The sequence below is a fragment of the Xanthomonas sp. JL1 genome (assembly GCF_038405005.1).
On sequence record NZ_JBBYGR010000043.1, the window covers coordinates 19,643 to 43,780 of the forward strand.

Annotated in this window: 21 protein-coding genes, 1 tRNA gene, 1 other RNA gene and 3 pseudogenes; 15 read left to right on the forward strand and 11 right to left on the reverse strand. The window is 65.2% G+C overall.

Features of this window, described 5'->3' with window-relative positions; genetic code table 11:
• Positions 1 to 169 precede the first annotated feature (169 nt).
• The 7 genes from rocF (at position 170) to WJW29_RS09590 (ending at position 6,652) form a co-directional block, all read left to right on the forward strand.
• Positions 170 to 1,093, forward strand: a complete 924-nt coding sequence (gene rocF / locus WJW29_RS09560) for an arginase (RefSeq protein ID WP_011407409.1) — start codon at positions 170 to 172, stop codon at positions 1,091 to 1,093.
• Between the two features lie 107 nt (positions 1,094 to 1,200).
• Positions 1,201 to 1,353 (forward strand): entericidin A/B family lipoprotein, encoded by a 153-nt coding sequence (locus WJW29_RS09565; protein WP_011407410.1) that lies wholly within the window; start codon positions 1,201 to 1,203, stop codon positions 1,351 to 1,353.
• A 63-nt stretch (positions 1,354 to 1,416) separates the two neighbouring features.
• A complete protein-coding gene (locus WJW29_RS09570; protein WP_011257368.1) occupies positions 1,417 to 1,551 on the forward strand; it encodes an entericidin A/B family lipoprotein in 135 nt (44 codons plus the stop codon).
• A 243-nt stretch (positions 1,552 to 1,794) separates the two neighbouring features.
• On the forward strand, positions 1,795 to 2,004 hold the full coding sequence (locus tag WJW29_RS09575) for a CsbD family protein (RefSeq protein ID WP_011407411.1): 210 nt from the start codon (positions 1,795 to 1,797) through the stop codon (positions 2,002 to 2,004).
• A gap of 168 nt (positions 2,005 to 2,172) precedes the next feature.
• Positions 2,173 to 3,462 (forward strand): tryptophan--tRNA ligase, encoded by a 1,290-nt coding sequence (locus WJW29_RS09580; RefSeq protein WP_011257370.1) that lies wholly within the window; start codon positions 2,173 to 2,175, stop codon positions 3,460 to 3,462.
• A 130-nt stretch (positions 3,463 to 3,592) separates the two neighbouring features.
• Positions 3,593 to 4,537, forward strand: coding sequence for an MBL fold metallo-hydrolase (locus WJW29_RS09585; protein ID WP_041181936.1), 945 nt, complete (start codon positions 3,593 to 3,595; stop codon positions 4,535 to 4,537).
• Between the two features lie 462 nt (positions 4,538 to 4,999).
• The gene (locus WJW29_RS09590; protein ID WP_027704117.1) at positions 5,000 to 6,652 is read left to right on the forward strand and encodes a M28 family metallopeptidase; all 1,653 of its coding nucleotides are present in this window, start codon (positions 5,000 to 5,002) and stop codon (positions 6,650 to 6,652) included.
• A gap of 4 nt (positions 6,653 to 6,656) precedes the next feature.
• Here WJW29_RS09590 and WJW29_RS09595 read toward each other — a convergent pair.
• A non-coding RNA gene (locus WJW29_RS09595) (sX9 sRNA) lies at positions 6,657 to 6,733 on the reverse strand.
• Between the two features lie 419 nt (positions 6,734 to 7,152).
• The gene (locus tag WJW29_RS09600; protein ID WP_011257373.1) at positions 7,153 to 7,605 is read right to left on the reverse strand and encodes a Rap1a/Tai family immunity protein; all 453 of its coding nucleotides are present in this window, start codon (positions 7,603 to 7,605) and stop codon (positions 7,153 to 7,155) included.
• Between the two features lie 44 nt (positions 7,606 to 7,649).
• Here WJW29_RS09600 and yedA point away from each other — a divergent pair.
• Positions 7,650 to 8,572, forward strand: a pseudogene (gene yedA / locus WJW29_RS09605) (drug/metabolite exporter YedA).
• On the forward strand, positions 8,569 to 9,477 hold the full coding sequence (gene rarD, locus WJW29_RS09610; protein WP_011257375.1) for an EamA family transporter RarD: 909 nt from the start codon (positions 8,569 to 8,571) through the stop codon (positions 9,475 to 9,477). The pseudogene yedA and the gene rarD overlap by 4 nt, the downstream one beginning before the upstream one ends.
• Before the next feature lie 79 nt (positions 9,478 to 9,556).
• Here the strand turns inward: rarD and WJW29_RS09615 are convergent, their stop codons facing one another.
• From WJW29_RS09615 to WJW29_RS09630, 4 genes and pseudogenes are all read right to left on the reverse strand, one after another.
• Positions 9,557 to 10,672: an alpha/beta hydrolase gene (locus tag WJW29_RS09615; protein WP_011407417.1), complete on the reverse strand. Its 1,116-nt coding sequence runs from the start codon at positions 10,670 to 10,672 to the stop codon at positions 9,557 to 9,559.
• Between the two features lie 226 nt (positions 10,673 to 10,898).
• Positions 10,899 to 11,213, reverse strand: a pseudogene (locus tag WJW29_RS09620) (IS30 family transposase); the annotation flags it as partial.
• A gap of 159 nt (positions 11,214 to 11,372) precedes the next feature.
• Positions 11,373 to 11,906, reverse strand: coding sequence for a cytochrome b (locus WJW29_RS09625; RefSeq protein WP_011257378.1), 534 nt, complete (start codon positions 11,904 to 11,906; stop codon positions 11,373 to 11,375).
• A complete protein-coding gene (locus tag WJW29_RS09630) occupies positions 11,903 to 12,994 on the reverse strand; it encodes a catalase family peroxidase (RefSeq protein WP_011257379.1) in 1,092 nt (363 codons plus the stop codon). Before WJW29_RS09630 ends, WJW29_RS09625 begins: the two co-directional genes overlap by 4 nt.
• Before the next feature lie 164 nt (positions 12,995 to 13,158).
• On the opposite strand from WJW29_RS09630, the gene WJW29_RS09635 reads away from it, so the two are divergent.
• Positions 13,159 to 13,674 carry an RNA polymerase sigma factor gene (locus tag WJW29_RS09635; RefSeq protein WP_011257380.1) on the forward strand — a complete coding sequence of 172 codons (516 nt, stop codon included), beginning with the start codon at positions 13,159 to 13,161 and terminating at the stop codon, positions 13,672 to 13,674.
• A pseudogene (locus WJW29_RS09640) lies at positions 13,671 to 14,423 on the forward strand (anti-sigma factor). Before WJW29_RS09635 ends, WJW29_RS09640 begins: the two are co-directional and overlap by 4 nt.
• Positions 14,424 to 14,478: 55 nt before the next feature.
• Here the strand turns inward: WJW29_RS09640 and WJW29_RS09645 are convergent.
• From WJW29_RS09645 to WJW29_RS09660, 4 genes are all read right to left on the reverse strand, one after another.
• Positions 14,479 to 15,849 carry a leucyl aminopeptidase family protein gene (locus WJW29_RS09645; protein WP_011257382.1) on the reverse strand — a complete coding sequence of 457 codons (1,371 nt, stop codon included), beginning with the start codon at positions 15,847 to 15,849 and terminating at the stop codon, positions 14,479 to 14,481.
• 40 nt (positions 15,850 to 15,889) lie between these two features.
• Positions 15,890 to 16,627 (reverse strand): HAD family hydrolase, encoded by a 738-nt coding sequence (locus tag WJW29_RS09650; RefSeq protein ID WP_011257383.1) that lies wholly within the window; start codon positions 16,625 to 16,627, stop codon positions 15,890 to 15,892.
• A gap of 131 nt (positions 16,628 to 16,758) precedes the next feature.
• Positions 16,759 to 17,865, reverse strand: coding sequence for an AI-2E family transporter (locus WJW29_RS09655; protein WP_011407418.1), 1,107 nt, complete (start codon positions 17,863 to 17,865; stop codon positions 16,759 to 16,761).
• A 604-nt stretch (positions 17,866 to 18,469) separates the two neighbouring features.
• A tRNA-Arg gene (locus tag WJW29_RS09660) sits at positions 18,470 to 18,546 on the reverse strand.
• A gap of 454 nt (positions 18,547 to 19,000) precedes the next feature.
• Here WJW29_RS09660 and ubiA point away from each other — a divergent pair.
• Complete coding sequence (gene ubiA / locus WJW29_RS09665; protein ID WP_011257385.1) at positions 19,001 to 19,900, forward strand: 4-hydroxybenzoate octaprenyltransferase; 900 nt, start codon at positions 19,001 to 19,003, stop codon at positions 19,898 to 19,900.
• A gap of 279 nt (positions 19,901 to 20,179) precedes the next feature.
• Here ubiA and WJW29_RS09670 read toward each other — a convergent pair whose 3' ends face one another.
• Positions 20,180 to 20,905, reverse strand: a complete 726-nt coding sequence (locus WJW29_RS09670) for a ComF family protein (protein ID WP_042465430.1) — start codon at positions 20,903 to 20,905, stop codon at positions 20,180 to 20,182.
• A 49-nt stretch (positions 20,906 to 20,954) separates the two neighbouring features.
• On the opposite strand from WJW29_RS09670, the gene bioB reads away from it, so the two are divergent.
• From bioB to WJW29_RS09685, 3 genes are all read left to right on the forward strand, one after another.
• Complete coding sequence (gene bioB / locus WJW29_RS09675; RefSeq protein ID WP_011257387.1) at positions 20,955 to 21,989, forward strand: biotin synthase BioB; 1,035 nt, start codon at positions 20,955 to 20,957, stop codon at positions 21,987 to 21,989.
• Positions 21,913 to 23,286 (forward strand): 8-amino-7-oxononanoate synthase, encoded by a 1,374-nt coding sequence (bioF, locus tag WJW29_RS09680; protein WP_027704113.1) that lies wholly within the window; start codon positions 21,913 to 21,915, stop codon positions 23,284 to 23,286. The genes bioB and bioF overlap by 77 nt, the downstream gene beginning before the upstream one ends.
• 424 nt (positions 23,287 to 23,710) lie before the next feature.
• Positions 23,711 to 24,138 (forward strand): helix-turn-helix domain-containing protein (locus tag WJW29_RS09685; protein WP_181680088.1); only part of this gene is annotated, 428 nt, incomplete at its 3' end.

The following is a 24,138-nucleotide window of genomic DNA, read 5'->3' on the forward strand; positions in this document are numbered from 1 at the left end:
GCGCGCCAAACAGTGTCCTGGTGTGTCGCGGTAGCGGCGCGACGAGGCAGATCTAACCTCGCGCTTCGTCGCACCGTTCATGGCACGGCCCATGCCGTGTTGCGCTGCTGCGCGTCACGGTGCGGGCGTACCACTAGAATGCTCGGTTTTATCGATACTGGAGCAATGCATGGCAACGCAGTACGTGCCGGTTTCCCTGATTGGCGTTCCCACCGACATCGGCGCCGGCCACCGCGGCGCGCGCATGGGACCGGAGGCGCTACGCATCGCCGGACTGCACGAGGCCCTGGTCGGCCGCGGTGTGGAGGTGCGCGACCTGGGCAACCTGGATGGCCCGCGCAATCCCTGGCAGGCACCGCAAGCCGGCTACCGGCATCTGGACGAAGTGGTGGCCTGGAACCAGGCGCTGATGGGCGCCAGCTACGCCGAACTGCGTGCCGGACGCATGCCGATCATGCTCGGTGGCGACCATTGCCTGGGCATCGGCTCCATCACCGCGGTGGCCAAGTACTGCCGCGAGCAGGGCCGGCCGTTGCGGGTGCTGTGGCTGGATGCGCACTCGGACTTCAACACCAGCGAGGTGACGCCCTCGGGCAATGTGCACGGCATGCCGGTGGCCTGTCTGTGCGGGCTGGGCCCGGAGACGCTGACCCATCTGGGCGGCAGTGCGCCGGCGCTGTTGCCCGAGCAGGTACGGCAGATCGGCATCCGCTCGGTGGACCCGGAGGAGAAGCGGCTGATCAAGCAGCACCGCATCGATGTCTACGACATGCGCTACATCGACGAAGCCGGCATGAAGCGCACCATGGAGGCCGCGTTGCAGGACATGAGTGCCGACACGCACCTGCATGTGAGCTTCGATGTGGACTTCCTCGACCCCAGCATCGCGCCGGGCGTGGGCACCACCGTGCCCGGTGGCCCCAACTACCGCGAGGCGCAGCTGGTGATGGAGATGATCGCCGACACCGGGCGCATGGGGTCGTTGGACATCGTCGAGCTCAACCCGGTGCTGGACAACCGCAACGCGACCGCCGAACTGGCGGTGGATCTGGTCGAAAGCCTGTTCGGCAAATCGACGCTGATGCGGGATTGATCCAGCGCTGAACGCGGCGCGCCACGTTCACATCAAATCCACGGCCGCGCAGTCAGATTTGGCGCCAAGCTAGGTGCGCTGGCACCGTTACACAACGAGGACGAGCGATGAAGCGACTGCTGACACTGATGGTGCTGGGCCTGTTTTCGGCCGGCGTGATGACGGGCTGCAACACCGTGGCTGGCGCTGGCAAGGACTTGCAGGGCGCGGGTGGGAAGGTCGAGAAAACGGCCGAAAAATGCAGCGATGGTAAGTGCTGATCCGTCACCACCTGAATTGTTCGATTTGCGGCAACGCGCCGCTTTATCCATGAGGAGTCTGTTATGAAGCGTGCAATTGTGCTGCTCGTGCTGTCCATGTTGTCGGTCGGTCTGCTGTCGGGCTGCAACACCGTCGCAGGTGCCGGCAAGGACGTGAAGGGCGCCGGCGAGAAGGTGGAAGACGCAGCGCGTAAGTAATCTGACGCCGCATGCAAACAAAAAACGGGCCGCAAGGTCCGTTTTTTTTTGTGCGCGATCGCGCCGTGCAAGGTGGCATCCGGATGCTGCGCCTGGCGCGGCCTACGCGTTGCAGACTGGCCGTGCGTCGGTAACCGTTCAGTGCCGTGATCAATCGTTTGACACCTGTTGATCAATCGCAAACACCGCTGTCGTCAGTCTGGCGACACGGTCAATCGAGGCCGTATCAAGCGGAGTCATCGCATGAACACTGACATCATTTCCGGCAAGTGGACCCAGTTGAAGGGCAAGGCCCAGGCAAAGTGGGGCGATCTCACCGACGACGATTTCAAGGTTGCCGAAGGCAATGCGCAATATCTGCAAGGCAAGTTGCAGGAACGTTATGGCTGGGACCGCGACCGTGCCCAGACCGAGGTGCGTGCGTTCGAGAAGTCGCTGCGCGACGACACCTGATGGCGCGTCATTCTGCCGCCCGACGGGGCGAGCAGATTGCAGACGACGGGCCGCCCAGTGCGGCCCGTTCTGCGTTTGTGCGTCTAAAACCTGCCTTCGACCAGGGGCCGGCAATGGCGGGCGTGCGGAACCGCTAAACTTGGGGGCTGATTCCCTGGCATTACGCAGATGACCACTCGTGTCCTTACCGGCATCACCACTTCCGGCACCCCGCATCTGGGAAATTACGTCGGCGCGATCCGCCCCGCCATCCAGGCCAGCGCGGGCGCCGATACCGAGAGCTTCTATTTTCTGGCTGACCTGCATAGCCTGATCAAGGCACAGGACCCGGCGCGCACGCAGCGCTCGACGCTGGAAATTGCCGCCACCTGGCTGGCCTGCGGTCTGGATCCGGACAAGGTGTGGTTCTACCGGCAGTCCGACGTGCCCGAGACTACCGAGTTGATGTGGCTGCTGACCTGCGTGGCCGGCAAGGGCATCCTCAATCGCGCGCATGCCTACAAGGCCGCGGTGGACAAGAACTGCGCCGACGGTGAGGACGAAGATGCCGGCGTCACCGCAGGCTTGTTCATGTATCCGGTGCTGATGGCGGCTGACATCCTGATCTTCAACGCGCACAAGGTGCCGGTGGGGCGCGATCAGATTCAGCACATCGAAATGGCACGCGATTTTGCGCAGCGCTTCAATCATGTCTATGGGCGCGAGTTTTTCACCTTGCCCGAAGGGGTGATCGACGAGCAGGTCTCTACCTTGCCGGGGCTGGACGGCCGCAAGATGAGCAAGAGCTACAGCAATACGATTCCGCTGTTTGCACCGCGCGAGGAGTTGCGCAAGCTGGTGTTTTCCATCCTCACCGATTCGCGTGCGCCGGGTGAGGCGAAGGACACGCAGGGGTCGGCCTTATTCCAGCTGTATCAGGCCTTCGCTGCGCCGCAGGAGTCTGCGGCATTTGCGCAGGCATTTGCCGACGGTATTAGCTGGGGCGATGCGAAGCAGCAGTTGTTCGACCGGATCGATCAGGACATTGCACCGCTGCGCGCACGCTACGAAGCATTGATGGCAGAGCCGGCCAAGATCGAAGCGATGCTGCGCGCTGGCGGCGCACGTCTGCGCGCACGCTACGCCACCCCGCTGCTGGCCGAGCTGCGCGATGCAGTAGGCCTGCGCGATCTGTCCCGTCAGGCTGGTGCAGCGGTGAGCGCGGTCGGCGAGAGGATCGCGCTGCCGGTATTCAAGCAATACCGTGAAAGCGATGGCCAGTTCTATTTCAAGTTGAACGACGGCGCAGGTACGTTGCTGTTGCAGAGCGATGGCTTCGCATCGCCACGCGATGCCGGGCAATTGATCGCACGGTTGAAACAGGCAGCGCAGGCGAGCGATTTGCAACTGCCGGGCGTGCATGCGCACATGGATGCGGACGTGATTCTTGCGGCGATGCACGCATTGCGCGAGGCATGATCGACATGACGCTGCAGGCGTCGCTGTTCGCCATGGCTAGCCGCATTCTGGGGTGCCTGTGGCGACATGCATCACAGCGACGCAATGCTTGGGCCTACACTGCAGTCTCTACAACCGCCGCGGGGTGCGAATGACAGTGACAGCCGAGTTCAACATCCACACCATCGATACCGGCTTTGGTGGTGTGCAATTCGATGCAGCGTATTTGATCGTCCAAGCGCAACGCGGCGCCTTGATCGATTGCGGCACCTCGCTGTCGGTGCCACAGATGCTGGCCGCGGTGCAGGCGGCCGGGTTGGCGCCGGCGCAGATAGAGTGGTTGATCCTGACCCATGTACATCTGGATCATGCCGGCGGTGCCGGGACCTTGTTGCAGCACCTGCCCAATGCGCAGGCGCTGGTGCATCCGCGCGGTGCACCGCATCTGATCGACCCCACACGGCTGATTGCCGGCGCCACCGCGGTGTATGGCGAGGCGGAAATGGCGCGCAGTTACGGTGTCATTGCGCCGGTGCCGGCCGAGCGCGTGGTCGAGGCGGTCGATGGGTACACGGTGATGCTGGGCGCGCGCGCGCTGCGCACGATCGATACCCCGGGGCATGCACGCCATCATCTGTGCGTGTGGGATGCGCGTAGCCGCAGCTGGTTTACCGGTGATACCTTCGGCCTGTCGTATCGGCAACTGGACAGTGCCCGGGGTGCCTTCATCCTGCCCACCTCGTCGCCGGTACAGTTCGAGCCCGAGGCGATGCTGCAGTCGATGACGCGCCTGATGGACGCCGCACCGGAGGCGATGTATCTCACCCATTACGGCCGTGTCACATCGCCGGCACCGTTGGCGCAGGCGCTAGGCGAGCAGATTCATGCGATGACCGAGATTGCGCTGGGTTGCGCGCAACGTCCGGACCGGCATCGCTGCATGGTGGCGGCGTTGACCGAATTGTATTTGGAACGCGCACGCCAGCATGGATGTCGGTTGGACGATGCGGCCGTGGAGCAACTGCTGGCAACGGATATCGAACTCAACGCGCAAGGGCTGGGGTTTTGGCTGGATCGTGCAGCGCGACCAAGTTAGCGCTCCGGGAGCGGCTGATATGTCCTCTCGACCGCTGTAGCGAATTGTCACGTCGTTTAAAGCCAGTCAGTCGAATGCGCGGTGCCCTCGCCGCTTGCAGGATACGCCGCAAGTACGTCCTTGTAGGCTCGATGGCGGCATTCATGCCGCCCACGGTCCCGCAAGCGGCGAAGACACCGCACCAGACAGTGCGCCGATGATCTTCTTCAACGCTCTGCGGTTGCCTGGCTTGAATTGGCAGGCGCATGGGGCACGCCGCTGCAACAACAATGTCGGTGGTGACCCGATTGCAGGTATGCACGTCGTGCATCTCGATGGTCGCCGTCCGCCCACCTGTGGCCCCTCAGCCATGCACGCAGTTCCCGCAATCTACTGCATTCTCGCGTCATGGTGCTCCTGCATTGGCTGCGCGCTTGTAAACTATGTGTCATCTACCTGTTGAAAGGGCTTGCCGTGAATCCGATGCGCATCCTGCTGTTGTCCGCCTGCCTGTTTGTGGGAGGTGTGGCGCAGGCCGCCAACGATCTGCCGGGCGGCGGCATCAATGCCGAGGCGTTGTCGCGGCATGTGCGCCTGCTGGCGTCGGACGAATTCGAAGGGCGCGCGCCGGCCAGTGCCGGTGAGCAGCGCACCGTGGATTACCTGGTGGAGCAGTTCAAGGCGGCCGGCCTGGAGCCAGGTGGCGAGCAAGGCGGTTGGACGCAGGCAGTGCCGCTGGTGCGCGCGCAGGTGGATGGCCCGGTGCGCGCAAGCGTGCGCGTCGGCGGCAAGACCCAAGCGCTGGTCAATGGCAACGATGTGATCTTGCAGAGCCTGCGGCCGCAGAAAGCGGTCGCGCTGAAGAATGCGCCGCTGGTGTTCGTCGGTTACGGCATCAGCGCACCCGAGCGGCAATGGGACGATTACAAAGGCGTGGATCTGCGCGGCAAGATTGCCGTGGTGCTGATCAACGATGCCGATTTCGAATCGCCGCAGCCGGGTGCATTCGACGGCAAGGCCGTGACGTACTACGGCCGTTGGACCTACAAGTACGAAGAGGCCGCGCGGCGCGGTGCGGCCGGTGTATTGATCGTGCACGAGACTGCGCCGGCGGCGTATGGCTGGGCCACGGTGCAGAGTTCGGGCATGTCGCCGTTGTTCGACATCGAACGCAGCGATGCCGACGCCCGCGCGCAGCATGTGCCGGTACGTGGCTGGATGCAGCGTGCGCTGGCGGTGTCGTTGTTCAAGCAGGCGGGCCTGGATTTCGAACAAGCGAAGGCACGTGCGCAGCAGCGCGATTTCGCGCCGGTGGCACTGGGCGATGCGACGTTGTCGGTGGATTTCAAGCTCAAGCGCGAGCGTGTGGTCACGCATAACGTGGTGGCCAAACTCACCGGCAGCCAGCACCCGGATGAGACGGTGATCTTCTCCGCGCACTGGGATGCGTTCGGTATCGGCAAGGCCGATGCCAGTGGCGAGACGATTCGGCGGGGTGCGGTGGATAACGCCACCGGCGTGGCCAGCGTGCTGGAACTGGCGCGTGTGTTCGCGGCCGGCCCCAAGCCGCAGCGCAGCCTGTATTTCATCGCGTTGACCGCCGAAGAAAAGGGCTTGCTTGGCGCCAATTACTACGCTGCGCATCCGCTGGCGCCGTTGGACAAGACCGTGGCCGTGCTCAATATGGAAATGTTCAGCCCGGATGGCCTGACCCGCGACATCGCTTCGTGGGGACGTGGACGGGTGTCGCTGGAAGGCGATCTGGAAGCCGCCGCCAAGGCGCGTGGACGCAGCTATTCGCCGGACCCGAATCTGGAGGCGGGCTTCTTCTACCGTGCCGATCATTTTGCGTTTGCGCGTATGGGCGTGCCGGCGATCACGGTTGGTCCGGGGCTGGACATGGTCAACGGCGGCATCACCGCGGGCAAGGCGCTGCGCGACACATATTTCGCCAATTGCTATCACCAGCCCTGCGACATTTGGACTCCGCAATGGGATGCCAGCGGCCATGCCGCCGATACCACGCTGGTCTACGACGTGGGCGTGGCGCTGGCCAACGGCCGGCAGTGGCCGAGCTGGCAGGATGGCTCGGAGTTCAAGGCGATCCGTGCCAAGAGCGATGCGGCGCGCAAATAAGAGCGGCTAACAACACCTAGCGAGCAGCGCTCAGGTGGGCGCGGACGTCGCGCTCAGAACCGGGGTGTGCGCGTGGTACATGCGGATTCCGAGCACCGGCCGCGCCCGCCTGGCGGTGAGCGCAGTCGTTTTGTTAGCCGCTCTAAGTGTGCAGGGCGTGCGTGGGCAGCGTGCCCCCGATCAAGGGGCCAAGACCAGCTAGCAACACGGCTGCGCTGATTGCCAGGCGGGCGTGCGGTACGTGCCACGCGTCCACTGCGAATCCTGCGTGCTGTCCACGCGCATCGGTGACTGCTCGCTACGCCAAGCGGACGCAGTCGGTGCTCGGTGTGGCCTTCGCTCACGCGTCCACTGCCGACCCTGTGCACTGTCCACGCGCATTGGACGGTTGCTCGCGACGTTGTGTTCGTCGCTCTCAGTGCGACTGCTGGTGTTGTGGTCAACGCTCTCGCATTGAACGCCTACGTATAGGCGTGCCCTACGACTTGCCGATGTTTGCGTTACGTGCCGCTGGCGGCACGCTTGTGCTGGGCGACGCTGCCGCACGGATAACGCTTGGCCAGTGCCTGGACGATCAGGTCAGGCGCGGCTTGCGCTTGGCGCGCGTCGGGCAGCGCGCCGATGTCGGCGATGATCGCCTGCAGGTCCGGCATGCCTGCCTTTCCTACCGGCATGCACCACTGGCTGCAGTAGCTGGCGCTGGCAACGCCCAGCAGATAGGCGCCAGCGCGGTTGGCCGACAGCATGACCTTGAGTTCGGCTTGCTCTGGCGCGGTGATTTCCGGCGCCAGCGATCCGTCCAGTCCCGCGTCGATCAGCTTGCTCCCGCTGAGCTCCCAAGGCTCGGGGGTGCGTGCTGCGGTGGTGGTGGACAGTGCGCTCAGGGCGGCCAGGGCCAACCAGAAAAGACGACGCTGCATATGCGCTCTCGGATGCGGGTTGGCGTGCACCATAGCGCGATAGACGGCTGCCGGTTGTGTGCGACGAGGGCGTGTGCATGTGCTCTAGAATTGAGGTTTCCGCTGTACTGCCCGGCACGATTCCGATGTCTTCCTCTCACGATGCTGCCGCGCCTGCGCGCAGCGGGTTAGTCGTTCTCGCCGTGTTGCTGGTCTACGTGGTGTGGGGCTCGACCTATCTGGCGATCCGCGTTGCGCTGGAAAGTGGTGCGCAGCCGCTGACGATGGTGTCCGGCATACGTTTCATCGTCGCCGGTAGCGTGCTCTACAGCGTGCTGCGCTGGCGCAGTGTGGCTGCGCCCACGCGCGCGCAATGGAAGAACGTGGCGCTGATGGGCGCGGCATTGTTGCTGCTGGGCAACGGTATGGTGGTGTCGGCCGGGCGCAGCGTGTCGTCCGGGCTGGCCGCCACGGCGGTGGCGACGGTGCCGTCGGTGCATTGCGCGGGCAGCATGCCAGCGGCGGCGAATGGTTGGGCATTGTGATCGGCTTTGTGGGCATGGTGTGGTTCAACGCCAGCACCCGTTTGACCGCGACGCCGGGTGGGTTGGTGTTGCTGCTGATCGCACCGATCGGCTGGGCGTTCGGCTCGGTGTGGTCGTGCGGACGCGATCTGCCGTCGCCGTTCATGACCGCCGCTGGACAGATGCTGTGCGGTGGCGTGCTGCTGGTCAGCACCGGCTTGCTGATCGGCGAGCGCCCACAGGCATGGCCGAGCCCGCAAGGCGTGTTGGCCGTGGCATACCGATGGGTGTTCGGCGCGATCGTGGCGTTCACCGCTTACGTGGGGTTGCTGCATCACGTGCGTCCGGCCTTGGCCGGCAGCTACGCCTACCCGGTGATTGCGGTGAGCCTGGGCGCCTGGCTGGGCCAGGAGCGCTTCCGCGCGCAGGACATCGCTGCGATGGCGGTGATCCTGGCGGGCGTGTTGGTAGTCATCTTCGCCAAGGCGCGGCGATGAGCACGGTCTCGCCACAGGAGGCGCGGCGCGGGCTACTGATCACCGCGTCCACCTTCGTGCTGTGGGGGCTGGTGCCGCTGTATTGGCATCTGCTCAAGGCGGTGCCGTCGCTGCAGATCATTGCCCACCGCATCGTGTGGAGCACGGTGCTGGTGGTGGTGTGGCTGCTGGCGAGCTTGGGCCTGCGCTGGTGGCGCAGCATTGCCGCGCAGCCGCGTGCATTGTGGATGCTGGCCGGCAGCAGCGTGGCGATCGCGTTCAACTGGGGCCTGTACATCTGGGCGATCAACGCCGGGCATGTCATCGAGGCCAGCCTGGGGTACTTCATCAATCCACTGCTGAGCGTCTTGCTGGGCGTGCTGGTGTTGAAAGAGCGCCTGCGTCGCATCCAGTGGGTGGCGGTGGTGTGCGCGGCAGTGGGCGTGCTGTGGCTGACCATCGTTGCCGGTGCGCCGCCGTGGATTGCGCTGGGGCTGGCGGTGTCGTTCGGTATTTACGGGCTGCTGCGCAAATTGGTGGCAGTGGATCCGGTGGCCGGGCTGGGCGTGGAAAGCGTGTATCTGTTCGTGCCGGCGTTGCTGCTGGCGGCCTGGGGCGAGCAGGGCCACGGCGGCGCGTTCCTGAGCGGCTGGAGCCTGCGCACCGATGCGATGCTGATCTTCGGTGGTGTGGTGACGGCGCTGCCGTTGATCGGCTTCGCTTACGGCGTGCGGCGCATTCCGCTGTCGTTGGTGGGCATCTTGCAATACATCGCGCCGAGCCTGCAGCTGCTGCTGGGCGTGTGGTTCTTCCACGAGCCGTTCGACCAAGGGCGCGCGATGGGCTTTGCCGCGATCTGGGTCGGCTTGCTGTTGTTCGTTGGAGACAGCGTACTGCGTTCGCGTCAGCCGGTGGCGGCGCGCTGAGTCAGCGCCACGCTGCATGCGATGCGTGTGGCGTGGAGCAGCGCGAAGGCTGCGCGTCAGCGTGCCGCGATTGCCGTGCTCAACTCTGCGGCACTGCCAGGGGGCTGGCGACGGCCAGCGTGGAAGCGGGCAGCGTTTGCGGCGCAGGGCAATGGCTGGGGTCTTCTTGCACCTGCGCCAGCCATTGATCGATCGGCCCGCCGAGCAGGTCAAGCCGCAGCGGCAGACTCAAATGGTTTTCGCCAGCGAGCTCGACGTAATGCGCACGCGCACTGGCCAAGGCGAGTGCGCGGCCATGGGTTACTGGAATGTGCTGATCGGCATCGCCATGCAACAGCAGCACGCAGCTGCGCGTGTCGGCCAGAGCGTGTGCGACATCGACATGGTCCAGATCCAACTTGAGCTGGGTATCGGCCGCTGCAATCACCGCGTCGATATTTTGGTCGGCATAGCGCCAGCGCGCATACGCGGCCACCGCCCGCCCGCGCCATCCGTGCGGTTGGCTGGAGAGCATGTGCGGCACCATGTCGCGAATGCCGCGCCCGGCATTGGCGAAGGATTCCATCGCCACCACGCCGGTCACGCGTGGGCCGAGTTTGTCGGCAGTGAACAGCGCGGTGGCCGCGCCGTAGGAAATACCGAACAGATACAGCGGCCCGCGGATTTCGCCGCGTGGCTGCAGTGCATCGATCACATCGATGACGTCATCGGATTCGCGCGTGCCGTAGCCGGACGGCCCGCCGCCGGAATGGCCGTGGTTACGCAGGTCGATGGTGACCACGCGATAGCCGGCCTGCGCGAGCTGCAGCGACCAGGGCAGCAGCGAATCGCCATCCATCATCCAACCATGCAGCACCACCACCGTGCCGCGTGGTGTCGGCGGCACAGCGGTCGGAACCTTGAAACTGAAATCCACATCCAGCGCATGCGCCGGGTCGTTGCGCTGACCCATGTAGCGGTACTGCATGGCGTACTGGCCGGGGTCGATCGCACGCCAGAAGATCGGCACGCCATCGCGCGTCAGCACATGCCCGCTGCGGTTGGGCACCGTGGCGATGGTGGCGGCGATGCGTTCTTCGTCCAGCAGCGGCGAGGTGCCACCGGGCGCAACCAGGCGCTCGCTGAGCGAGGTCGAAGGAGAGGAACAGCCGGCCAGCCACAGGCAGGCGCAGACCAGCAGAAGCAGGCGCGTCATCGCGATTGATCGATGGAACAAACGGCCGAGCAGACTACGGCCTGCCCGGCCCGCGCATCTACCGCATTGCGGTGACAGAACGATGACAGCCTGCCCTGTGTTCAGCTGCGGCAGCCAGATGCGCTGCCGCAGCTGTCACCACTCCCGACTCCCGAATCCCGGCGGGCCAATGGCCCGCCTACACCTCGCGCACGGTCGTGGCGATCAGCAAACGCGCTGCACGCACGCGCACGCCACGCCGACGGCGTTTGCGGCGGCGTTTGCGTAGATGCATGAATAACCGACCATCGCGCTTCTGGTCGGCGTCGATGTGCCGATAGATCCCTGCGTGACTGGCCAAGCCGGTGCGGCCGGCAATCTGTTCGGGACTGACGTCCTCCCTCAGCAGAACCTCGATCTGGCGGATGCGCTCGGCGTCGATGCGTGGACGCCGGCTGGCCTGCGTGCGCCGATGGGCGCTGATGCGCTGCGCGTGATCGGGCCGATACTGCACAGCGTGCTGGTTGCGACGCAGTTTGCGGCTGATCGTGCTGGGCGCACGTCAGAGTTGAAGCCACCTGTAGATAGGCGGCTCTAACGCACTGTTGCTGACGGACTCTGCCAATGAGCGAGCCCTGCTGTCCAGGGCAAGGCAAAGGGCTCGCTCAGTGCAAGCTGGGTCCGTGCTCCACCTGCGTGATCAAAGGCTCATGTGAAAGAGTCACCGCTCCCCAAGCGCCATGCTGGAAAACACGCCGTCGCGGCGCACCCAGGCATGGAACAGGGCTGCGCTCAGATGCCCCAGCACGGTGGCGAACAACAGATACGCCAGCCAGCCATGCGCGCTGCGCAGCCAGGCATACAGCGCAGGGTCGTGCGGTGCGATCGCCGGCAGGTTCGCGCCCGGCCACAGCACGATCGGGTAGCCGCCGGCCGACAACATCGCCCAGCCGATCAATGGCATGCCCAGCATCAATGCATACAGCAGCCAATGCGAGGCAATCGCGGCGGCCTTCTGCCACGCCGGCAGATCGGCCGGCAGCGGCGGTGGGCGATGGCGCAAGCGGTTGATCAAGCGCAGTACTGCCAGGATCAAAATCGCGATGCCCAGCGGGCGATGCAGATCGATCAACCACGGCCGTTGCGTCACCGAGGCCACCATGCCCACACCGACGAACAGCATGGTCAGGATCATCGCGGCCATCAGCCAATGCAATACGCGCGCAGGCAGATTGAAGTGGGTGCGTCTGCTCATTGGCGTGCTCCCTGGCCGGTGGCGGCGCTGCCTTGGCCGTCAGCGATCTCGCGCTCGCGGCGATTGAACGATTGCGAATACACCGACGAGCGTGCCGCCAGAATCGGGTCATTCGATGCGGCAAGGCCCTTGGGCAAGATCAACGGGTCGTAATTGAGATCGCGGCACGGGCCGGTGGCCTGCGGCTGCGCACGCTCGATCAAGAGCGTCCCGGCCACGATCTGCTTGCGGCTGTCCGGCCACGGCTGCGACGGGTCGTCCACCGCATCGCCGGGCTCGGCGATGGTCAGCACCATGTCCCAACGCAGCGGCCCCTGCGTCAGCCGCGCATCCAGATCGGTGGCGAGAAAATCGCCATCGGCCTGCTTGCGTTGTTCGGCGCTCAATTCCTTGAACGGCGTCTGCGGGCGCATCGACCAGCGGATGTAGCGTTCGCGTCCATCGCCGGCAATCGCGCGGAACGCGTTGACGCCGTTGTACTGCGTGTTGGCCCAGCTGTCCGACCACGGCGCGGTCTTGGCCCACTGCTGGAACTTTGCTGCCTCCGGATATTGCTTGCCGAACGCCGCCAGTTTTTCCGGGTCCGGCTTGCCGGTGGCCGGGTCTGGCTTGGAGGCCACATTGAGTGCCTGAAAGCCGGCCGGCGTGGCGACCACGAAGAACGGAAAACTGTTCATCGCCGTGCGCCATTGCTGCCCATCGTCGCTGCGCAACAGCAGCGCCATGCTGCGTACGCGCGCCTGCCCGTCGGGCCCGTGCGGGTCGCCGCCGCCGATCGACATGCGTCCCAGCACCGGCGTGCTGGGCTGGCTGAAGATGCGTGCCGACGACAGCCAGGTGGCCTTGCCGCTGGACTGGAAGTGCCCGCTCACGCAGACACCCTTGGTATGCGCACGGCGGAAGCCCGGATGCGGCGGCCCGCTGGATTCGATGGTGTCGGTCATGCGTGCGGCAGTGAGCCGGTCGCTGCCGATCCAGCCGGCCGTCCAGGCAAACGCCAGCGCAACGCCGCCGGCAATCGCGGCAATCCCCAACAACGGCAGCACGGGGCTGCGCGCACGCGGGGGCGAGGGAGGTGGCAACGTCATGGCTGGCTCCTGTGGTCGATGCTGTGAGTGGTCGATGCAGTGAGACGACGTGTGCGCCGAGTTATTCCCTTGATCGCCAATAATAGTGTGGCACGCGCACGAATGGTGGGAATCATCCGCGCTTCAGTGCGTCCACTGCGTGATGCCACCACCAAAACCTGCCAATGGATGCTCTGGACGATGACCAACTGCGCGCCATGCTGCCGGCGCTGCGCCGCTTCGCGCGCTCGCTGAGTGGCGACCCCGCCAGCGCCGACGATCTGGTGCAAGCCACACTCGAGCGTGCGCTGCGGCGGTGGCGCACACGGCATACCGCCGACGCCCTGCAGCCGTGGTTGTTCGCCATTTTGTACCGGCAGTTTCTGGATGGGCAGCGCCGTGTCGCGCGCTGGCAGCGGGTGGTGGGTCTGTTCGCCCCACAACAGCCCAGCCAATCCGCATCCGCCGAACAGGTGCACGACGGTCGCGCCATGTTGGCCCGTCTGGCGTTGTTGCCACCCGAGCAGCGCGCCTTGTTGCTCTTGGTCAGCGTGGAGGGTTTCAGTGATCGCCAGGTGGCAGACACCCTCGGCATCCCGATTAGCACGGTGATCTCGCGCCTGTCGCGTGCGCGCGAACGCTTGCGCGCAGTCAACGAAGGTCACGTGAACCACGCACCTGCATCGAGGATCCTGAAATGACCATCGCACCGCCCGACGAACACGCGTTGCACGCCTATGTCGATGGCCGCCTTGCCCCGCAGCAACACGCAGCAGTGGCGGCCTGGTTGCAGGCGCATCCCGCGCCGGCCGCGCGCGTGGCTGGCTGGCTGGAAGCGCGATGCCGAAGCGCTACGTGCCGCGCATGCCGGCCTTGCACCGGAGATGGGCGCCATGCACTCACGCCTGCGGCGATTCGCCGTGGCCTGCAACAACGCCGTCGCGCCGTGTTTGCTGTGGCCGCCAGTTGCGTGCTGGCACTGGGCTTGGGTACCGGACTGGGCTGGCAGCTGCATGCGAGCCGGGTCGCCAGCCAACGCGTGCCGATGGCCGCTGCCGTCGCCGCTTATCGCCTGTTCGCCGATGCCGGCACGCAGCAGGGCGTTGCGTTGGACGTGCAGCGCCGTGCGGAGTTGCAACCGTGGTTGCGCACGTATTTCGGCAATGCCGGCGTCGTGCCGGATCTGCGCGCGCAAGGCCATACGCTGCGCGGTGGGCAATTGCTGTTCATGCTGGAAGGCGCGGCCGCGATGCTGGTGTATAGCGTGCCAATTGCGCGCATTGGCCTGTATCTGCGTCCACGCAGCGGACCGATGCCGACCGGCGAGCGCCGCGATGGCCGTCTGTTGGCACAATACTGGGCTGAAGGCGATACCGCATTTGCATTGATCGGCCCGGCGACGCAGACACGCATGCGCACGATCGCGCCATTGTTGCGTAACCAGGGATGACCCGCGCAGCGGAAGCGCTGTGTTCGCCGCAGCGTGACAGCAGCGCTGGCCGCGCTCAACTTCCGTAACGTTGCTGCAGCATCGCGAACGCCGAGCGCAGGGCCAGTGCTTCGCCGCCGGCGGGGCGGCCAGGGCGGTCGCTGTCGTTCCAGGCGTAGACGTCCAGATGCGCCCACGGCTGGCCGGGTGCCACGAAGCGTTCCAGATACAGCGCGGCGGTGACGGCGCCAGCCATGCGCGAGCCGGCGTTTGCCATATCGGCGACATGGCTGTTGAGATAGCGCAGATACGGACGCCATAGCGGCATGCGCCACACCGGGTCGCGGGTCTGTTCGCCGGCGTTGATCCAGGCCTGTGCCAGCGCATCGTCGTTGGCGAATAGCGCCGGCAGGTCAGGGCCCAGCGCGATCCGCGCCGCGCCGGTGAGGGTGGCGAAATCCAGGATCAGGTCCGGGCGCTGCTCGGTGGCATAGCTCAGCGCATCGCACAGCACCAGGCGGCCTTCGGCATCGGTGTTGTCCACTTCCACCGTCACACCGGCGCGGGTGGTGATCACCTCGCCAGGGCGGAACGCATCCGGGCCCACCGCGTTTTCCACTGCCGCAATCAGCAGCGTCAACCGCACCGGCAACTGCTGCGCCATCACCAGCCCGGCCAGCGCCAACGCATGCGCCGCACCGCCCATGTCCTTCTTCATGTTGCGCATGCCATCGGCCGGCTTCAGATCCAGCCCGCCGGTGTCGAAGCACACACCCTTGCCGACCAGCACCAGATGCGGATGGGCCGTGTCGCCCCACTGCAACTCAATCAAGCGCGGCGCGCGATGCGACGCGCGCCCCACCGTATGGATGGTGGGGAAGTTCTGCGCCAGCAACGCCTCGCCGACAATCGCATCGACCTGAGCGCCATGCGCTTGGCCAACTGCGCGCGTGGCGTCTTCCAGGTGCTGCGGGCCCATGTCTTCGGTGGGCGTATTGACCCAGTCGCGCACCTGCAGGCAGGCCTCGATCAAGGCGCGCGTCTGTGCCGACGGCGTGGCCGCCAGTTCGGCCGGCGCACGCGGCACCTTGCGATAACGCGCGAAGCGATACGCGCCCAATCCCCAGCCCAGATGCAGCAACGCCTGCTCGGCATCACTCAACGGGTTGGCCAGCGTCCAGCGGCTGGCCGGCGGCAATGCCATCGGCGCATGCGCATAAGCGTAGGCATCAGCACGATCGCCAATACCGAGAATCGCCCCGGCCAGCCCGTTGTCGCCCGGCAACAGCAGTACGCTGCCCGGTGCGGCTTCGAAACGCTGCGCCTGCGCCCACGACAGCACACCGGTGGGCTGTTGTGCGCACCAGCGCGTAAAGCTCTCGCGGTCGAGTACATACAGCGGCAAGGCCGCGGCGTTGGAATCGATGAAACCGGTGAGGTGCGACATGGGAATCCTCGAATGTGGCGCCGTGCGCCGAGCAATGGGCTCAGGCGGGAAGGGTGATGCCGGCGTGCGCGGGGCCAGGATGCGGCGGCTGCGCGTCCAGCCAATCGGCCAGCCCGGTCATGCTGTCGAATTCCAGATCCGGTTGCTGGGTGGGGTGCGACCACACCGCACCTTCGCGGTTGATCCAGCAAGCGCGCAGGCCTGCATCCAGCGCGCCCAGCACGTCCGTGCGCACGTGGTCGCCCACATGCAGCACGTGCGCCGGAGACACCTCAAGCCGGCCGCAGGCGGCCAGGAAGATGCTCGGGTCGGGCTTTGCGCTGCCGTGTTCACGCGAGCCCAGCTGAAATGCGAAGTGATGCATCAGCCCGATGCGCTGCAGATCGGCATTGCCGTTACTGAGCGCGGCCACCGGTACGTGCGCAGCGATGCGCGCCAGCGCGTCGAGCACATCCGGATAGCATTCCACCTGGTTGCGTGCGGCATAGAACACTTCGTAGGCCGGCTCCAGCAACGCCAGATCGCCGCCGCTCTCGCGCAACGCCATTTCCAGCGTCAACCGACGCAGCGCGCTGAGGTCGTGATGCAGGTGCGGGTTGTCGGCAAAGCTGCGCTCACACAGCGCGCGCATCGCCTCCACCGGAAAGCGCTCGGCAGTGACCGGACTGTGCTCGCGCATCCAGTCGTACAGCATCTGATCGATCCGCGCCCCGATCGGCGCAAAGGGCCACAACGTATCGTCGAGGTCGAGGGTGATGGCGCGGATGTGGAAGCTCATTGCCGCATTTTACGGCGGTGGCTATGAAAAGGGGGTTGCGGAGTCGGGATTGGAGAGTGGCAAAAGCAGTCAAGTGGCCTTCGAGCCGATCCAGTGACGCAATGCATGCCTTTGCGGCTCCCCAGTCCCCGCTACTCAAGCAACCGCGCCCAGCGCTGCATGACGTCCACCCGGCTCAGCACCATCTTGATGCAGACCAGCAAAGGAACCGCCAGCAGCAGGCCGACCATGCCCCACAACCAGCCGAACAGCATCAGCCCCAGGATCAGCATCAGCGGCGAGATCGCCATGCGGCGGCCCAGTACGATGGGCGTGACCACCTGGCCTTCGATGGTGTGCAGTGCCAGGTACAGGATTGCCGGCAACAGCGAGGACAAGGTAGTGCGGAATTCCACAAAGCCCATCAGCAGCATCAGCATCACGCCGATCAACGGACCTACATACGGCGCAAAATTCAACAACCCTACCACCGTGCCCCACAAGATCGCTTCCGGCAGCGGAATCTTCAGTACATACAAAATGCCGGCAAACACCAGCCCGACCAGCGTGTTGATCACGCTGATGGTGAGCACGTAGCGCGAAACCTCGCGTTCGATGTCCAGCATGATCTCGGTGGTGAAACGTTGCTGCTGGCGGTTCGGCAGCAAGGCGATCGCATGCCGCTGCAGGCTTTCGCCATAGACCATGAAGAAGAACGTCAGCAGCACCACCGCCAACACCGACGCGGCGAGCTTGGGCGTGCGGACCAGGGCCTTGTAAGGGTCGTCCATCTGCGTGCGCACGATCTGCACGCCGCGCTGGCCTTCGCCACCGGCGGCGCGTGCAAAATTTTCCGCCGCCTGATTGGCCTGCATCACCGGCTTGGTGAGATTGCGCACATCGTGGGCAATCTGCTGCATGTGCTGCGGTGCCTGTTGCGCCCACTCGGCAGCCGGGCCGGCCAGTTGCACCGCCAGGGTCACGGTGCCTGCCAGGCCCAGGCACAGGATGAGCAAAGCGCCGAGAAACCGCGGGATATACAACTTGCGCAGACCGCGCAGGATGGGGTTGCCGATCAACGCGAAAAACACGGCCAGCATGATCGGCAGAATGATCGTCTGCGCCGCCCACAGCGTGTAGCCAACGGCAAGCGTGGCCAGCACCACCATCGAGGCAGGTGCGCGCGGGCGGTGCGCTGGTGCGGGCGGAAGCGAATCTGCCGCGGTGGCGGCATCCGATGAGTCGACGGAAAGAGACATACGCGCCCTGGCAGCAGACTGGCGTGCTGCCAGCGGTGCGCCATTATCGGCCCAATGCGTCAACAGCGCGCACAGAATCTGTGGGCGCGGTGTCAGTGAGCGGGTGGTTGCCTGGAGGACTCGGCCGCGCGCGCACTGGTGCAGTTTTCAGGGGTCGGGTCGGCACGCGATGTGGCGTCGCCGGCGACGCTGGGATCGCAGCGCAAGCATACCTTTGCCTATGTTAACAACGGACAGGCATGCTGGTGTGTTGATTGCAGAACTCGGCGGGTGCTTACCCGCCGCGTCCATGCTGTCTCTATTTGCTGCCGGCCGCCAGCCAAGCGCCAGCCGGTCTGTTTGCCAGCTTCGCGCAGACTGTCGAACCCTTGCATATCCAGGACGCCGCGTTGGTCGCTGTCGTTGAAGTGTTCCATGAAGCCGCTTGAGTGCATGGGACATCCATCTTCTGCACTCCTGCGTTGAAGGCGGGTGCGCCCATCTATGCCCGATCAGCCTGGATGCCAATGGCTCCGGGTTGACCTTTCGCTGTGTACGGACAACAAAAAACCCCCGATCTCTCGAGGGTTCTTTTAAATCCCAGCATAAGCCCTGGAACTGAAATTGGTGCGCCCGGAGGGATTCGAACCCCCGACCAATGGCTTCGGAAGCCACTACTCTATCCGGCTGAGCTACGAGCGCCTGGCCGCGCATTATGCCAGAACAGCCGGCGTGCGCGTGATGGGGCTGGGCGACACGGGACCTGGCCAGCCACGGCGTCACTCCAGATGTGATGACACCGGCCTCTCGGCCGGGGCATTCGCCGGGCGGCACCGGATGCCCAGGTTCAAGCGCACAGGGTCCAGACGTGCAGCGGCGCGGCCATCTCAAGCGGCCGTCGCCAGATGCAAGCCTGCTCAACGCTCCCCACCTGACCGTCAGGTTGAGCACGCGCCTGAGCGCGGTCATTGCCGAGCCTGCGGGGCAATCGCACCGCCCGCCCCAGCCCGCCTGCACCAACGCACGGCCCTGGCCGCTCGCAACCTTGATCGCTGCGGCCAGCCGTATCCCATCGCGGAGGCAGGGCATTGCCAGGATTGCCGCCCGCACAGCGCCCACATGACCACGGCCGAGCCGCGCTGCTACCCTTTGCCGCATGAGCAAGCATGATGTCGAACGACTGCCCGCAGCGTGCGGGCTGACGTGCCCGCAGCGACTGGGCCAGTACTGGCAGCTGGTCCGTGGCGACCGCCCGATCGGGAGTCTGCTGCTGCTCTGGCCTACCTGGTGGGCGTTGTGGCTGGCCGCCGATGGCCTGCCGCCGCTGTGGACGCTGTTCGTGTTCACCGCCGGGGTGTGGCTGACCCGCTCGGCCGGCTGCGTGATCAACGATTACGCCGACCGCTGGCTGGATCCGCACGTGGAGCGCACCAAATCGCGTCCGCTGGCCACCGGCGCGGTCTCCGGGCGCGAGGCGCTCTGGGTATTCGTGGTACTGATGTTGGTGGCCTTCGCGCTGGTGTTCACGCTCAACTGGCTGACCGTGCTGCTGAGCGTGCCCGGCGTCTTCCTGGCCGCCAGCTACCCCTATCTCAAGCGCCACACCCACCTGCCCCAGGTCTATCTGGGCATGGCGTTCGGCTGGGGCATCCCGATGGCCTTCGCCGCCGTGCAAGGCAGCGTGCCGGTTCTGGGCTGGCTGCTGTACGCCGCCAACATCCTGTGGGCAACTGCCTACGACACCTGGTACGCCATGGTCGACCGCGACGACGACATCCGCATGGGCAGCAAATCCACCGCCATCCTGTTCGGCAGATTCGATCTGGTCGCGCAAGGCATCTTGTATGCGCTGATGTTCGCAGTCCTGGCCTTGGTCGACCTGCGCGCTGATCTTGGTGCGGCGTACTGGGCCGGTCTGGGCGTTGCGGCCCTGCTGGTGGCCTACGAATTCCGCATCGCCCGCCACCGCGAGCGCGGCCCCTGCTTCCGTGCCTTCCTGCACAACAACTGGGTTGGCCTGGCGATCTTCGTTGGCATCGCGGTGGCGGGGCGTTAGATTCGGGAATGGGGATGGAGATGGAGATGGAGATGGAGATGGAGATGGAGATGGGAAATTCGTCGATTGAAGATCAGACATTGAAGTAGCGAGCAAGGATTCACAACTTGCCAGCCTCTACTGTTCAATTGCTCAATCTCTTTTTTAGCGATCCACCCACGGAAGCCGGATCGCTATCGACCACGCTGTCCTGTCAGACAGAGAGCCCCTCTCCTGCGGAAGAGCGGAAGGGGTGCGGGTAAGGGCGAAGCCTCACACAGCTGGCGCCGGCAGGCTAGATCACGGCACCCGCGCGCAGACCCAGGCATCCACCCGTTGCACTCCAGCCTTTCGCAATGCCTTCGCAGCGGCGTGCAGCGTCGCGCCGGTGGTCATCACGTCATCCACCAGCGCCACATGTGCCGGCAACGGGCCGCGGGCGACGAAGGCGTCGCGCAGATTGCGCTGCCGCTCGACCGCATCCAGCTCGGATTGCGGCGCGGTCGCGCGCACGCGGCGCAGCAACGGCAGGCACGGCAGCTGCAATGCGCGGCCGAGCGGCCTGGCCAACTCCAGCGCCTGGTCGTAGCCGCGCTGGCGCAGGCGCTGCCGGTGCAGGCTCACCGGCACCAACGCCTGCGGGCGCGGCAGCTCCACGCAGCGCCGGGCCATCAGCTCGCTAAGCAGGCGACCCGCCGCCAGATCTTGGTGGAATTTGAACCGCCGCAGCAGCCCGTCCACTGGCCAGCGATAGGTGAAACAGGCATGCACGCGCTGCAGCGGCGGTGGTTCCTGCAGGCATTGCCCGCACAGGGCCACCCCATCGGAGGCGAACAGCTGAGTGGCGCAGCATAAACAGGCGTGGCCGTGATCCGGCAAGGCGGCGCGACAGGAGGGGCACAGATCGCCGTCGGCCGTGCCTGCCTCTGCGCACACCAGACACAGGCTCGGCAGCAACAACCGAAACACCCGTTGCGGCCACCTGTAAACCGATCGCACCTGATTGACGTTGACAGCATCTCCCATGCTCACCAGACTGCCTTGCTTTCAAGCCGCTGACTGTCAGGAAACTCCGATGTCTGTTGTCGTCCGCCATGACTGGGATCACAAAGAGCTGCAGGCGCTGTTCGATCTGCCGTTTCCGGAGCTGCTGCACCGCGCCGCCAGCGTGCATCGCGCCCATTTCGATCCGGCTGAAGTGCAGGTCTCCACACTGCTGTCGGTCAAGACCGGCGGTTGCCCGGAAGACTGCGCGTATTGCCCGCAGGCGCAGCGCTACGACACCGGCGTGACCGCGCAGAAGCTGCTGGAGACCGAAGAGGTCGTGGCCAAGGCGCGTCAGGCCAAGGCGGCTGGCGCCTCGCGTTTCTGCATGGGCGCCGCCTGGCGCTCGCCCAAGGAGCGCGACATCCCCAAGGTGGCCGCGATGATCCGCGAGGTGAAAGCCATGGGTCTGGAAACCTGCGCCACGCTCGGCATGCTCGACGCCGGCCAGGCGCGTGCGCTCAAGGATGCCGGGCTGGACTACTACAACCACAATCTGGACACCGCGCCGGATTATTACGACACCATCATTCACACCCGCCAGTACCAGGACCGCCTGAACACGCTGGAGCATGTCCGCGATGTCGGTCTGAAGACCTGCTGCGGCGGCATCGTCGGCATGGGCGAAACCCGCGACCACCGCATCGGCCTGCTGCTGGCGCTGGCCACGCTGCCGGCGCATCCGGATTCGGTGCCGATCAATCAGCTGGTGCAGGTGCCCGGTACTCCACTGCACGGCACCCAGCAGCTGGACCCGTTCGAGTTCGTGCGCATGATCGCGGTTGCGCGCATCGCCATGCCCAAGTCGATGGTGCGCCTGTCCGCCGGCCGCGAAGCAATGAGCGACGAACTGCAGGCGCTGTGCTTCCTGGCCGGTGCCAATTCGATCTTCTACGGCGAAAAACTGCTCACCACCGGCAACCCGGATACCGAGCGCGACCAGACGCTGTTCCAGCGCCTGGGTCTGCGCCCGATGCAGATCACCGTCGATGCGGCCGAGCACGATCACCCCGCTACCGTGCATGCGGAGATCACCCGCAGCGCGGCCTGCGAGCATACCGCCTGAGCCGGCGTCCGGCACCGGTCGTCGGTGCCGGCTGGGCGCGCTGAGCCCGGCACGCTACGCTAGCGGCCCTTCTCTGCCGTTGAACGCTCCCATGGCTCGCCCCGATCTGCACGGACGGATTTCGTCGCTACGTAAATTGCATGTGGCCCAGGACCGGGTGCGGGTGCGGCGACAGGTCGGCCGCCGCGATGGCGTGCGGCTGGAAATCGACGGCCGCTGGCTGACCGGGTTCTGCTCCAACGACTATCTAGGCCTGTCGCAACAGTTCGAAGTGATCGCCGCGCTGCAGGATGCCGCTGCCCGCGATGGCGCCGGTGCCACCGCCTCGCATCTGATCTGCGGCCACCACACCGCGCACGAAACGCTTGAGCGCGAAATCGCCGAGTGGCTGGGCTATCCATCGGCGTTGCTGTTCGGCAACGGTTTCATCGCCAATCTGGCGGTGCAACAGGCACTGCTCAGCGAAGAAGACGATGTCTGCGTGCAGGACCGGCTCAATCACGCCAGCCTGCTCGACGCCACACGGCTGGCTGGCTGCCGGCTGCGACGCTATCCACATCTGGATGTGGAAGGCGCGATGCGTCAGCTCAAAGGCGCGCCCGAGGGTGCGGCGATGCTGGCCAGCGACGCTGTTTTCAGCATGGATGGCGATGTCGCGCCGCTGCGCGCGTTGAGCCTGGTGGCCCGCATGCAGGACGCCCTGTTTTATGTGGACGACGCGCACGGTGTTGGCGTGCTCGGCCCCCAGGGTCGCGGCTGCGTGGCCGATGCCGGGCTGGGCGTGGCCGAAGTGCCGTTGCAGTTGGTGACCCTGGGCAAAGCGCTCGGTGGCTACGGCGCGGTTGTTGTTGGCGACGACGCGCTGGTGCGCCATCTGGCCGAAACCGCGCGCCCGTACATTTACACCACTGCATTGCCACCGGCCCAAGTCGCCGCCACGCTGGCAGCCGTGCGCCTGGCGCGTCGCGACGATTGGCGGCGTGCGCGCCTGGTCGAATTGATTGCTGCGTTCCGCGATGGCGCGCGCAAGCATGGCTTCGAACTGATGGCGTCCGACACGCCGATCCAGCCCTTGCTGTGCGGTGAAGAAGCGACCGTCATGGCGATGTCGGCCGCACTGGAACAGGCGGGTTTCATGGTCGGCGCCATTCGTCCGCCCACCGTGCCCGAAGGCAAGGCGCGCTTGCGCGTGACGCTGTCCGCGCTGCATACGCCGCAGCAGGTGCAGGCGCTGATCGACGCTATCGTGCAGGCGCGCGATGTGGTGAGCCGGCAGCCGCTGCGTGCGTCTGCCTGAGACAAGCTGTGGCTTGTGCATGGCCTGCGCTGAAACAAGCGTGGGTCACTCAACGAGTGCATTGATTGCATGACGCATGCGCGTGGAAGGCGACAACCATGTGCTGATCTTTCGTTCCGATATGGGTCCCATGCAGTGCACCGGCGTTGCAGCGGGCGCGCGCTCGTATCCAATCGCATCTGTGCACTGACATGTCCCTAGCGGCAGGAAATGCATCGTAGCTAATGTCCACAGGCTTACCGACCTGTAACAGACCGACCGCCGAGCTGGGCGCCCATAGTTCGGCCACGAGCTTCGAATTTCTGGGAAGGATCACCATGAGTTGTGACGCTTCATCTACGGCCATGCCAGGATGTGCGAGGACATTTACGACAATGCCAGGTCCTCAAAAGCGTTGCGAATCGGAGTTGAATTCACCGAACAAATGTCGACGTCTGCTGTCCAACCATCCATAAAGAAGAGAGACGGACGTTTGGTATCTCGGGCAGCGCTGGAAGAAATGCGCCTGATGGCGTTGCAACGGATGGGCGAAGGCGAATCGCCGGCCGAAGTGGCCTCGTCGTTCGGGTTGCATCGCGGCTGGGCGTACAAAGTGCTGGCGCGAGCACAGGAGGGCGGCGCTGGCGCATTGATGACGCGTAAGGGCAGCGGTCGTCCGCGGACGTTGACGCCGGCGCAGGAGCGCCAGGTGTTCGGCTGGGTTAATGGCAAGAACCCTGGCCAGCATGGCTTCGACTTCGGTTTGTGGACGCGGCAGGTCGTGCGTGAACTAATCGAGAAGAAGTTTGCCGCACGGTTGAGTCTGGCCAGCGTCGGGACGTTGCTGGCGCGGCTGGGGCTGAGCCCACAGAA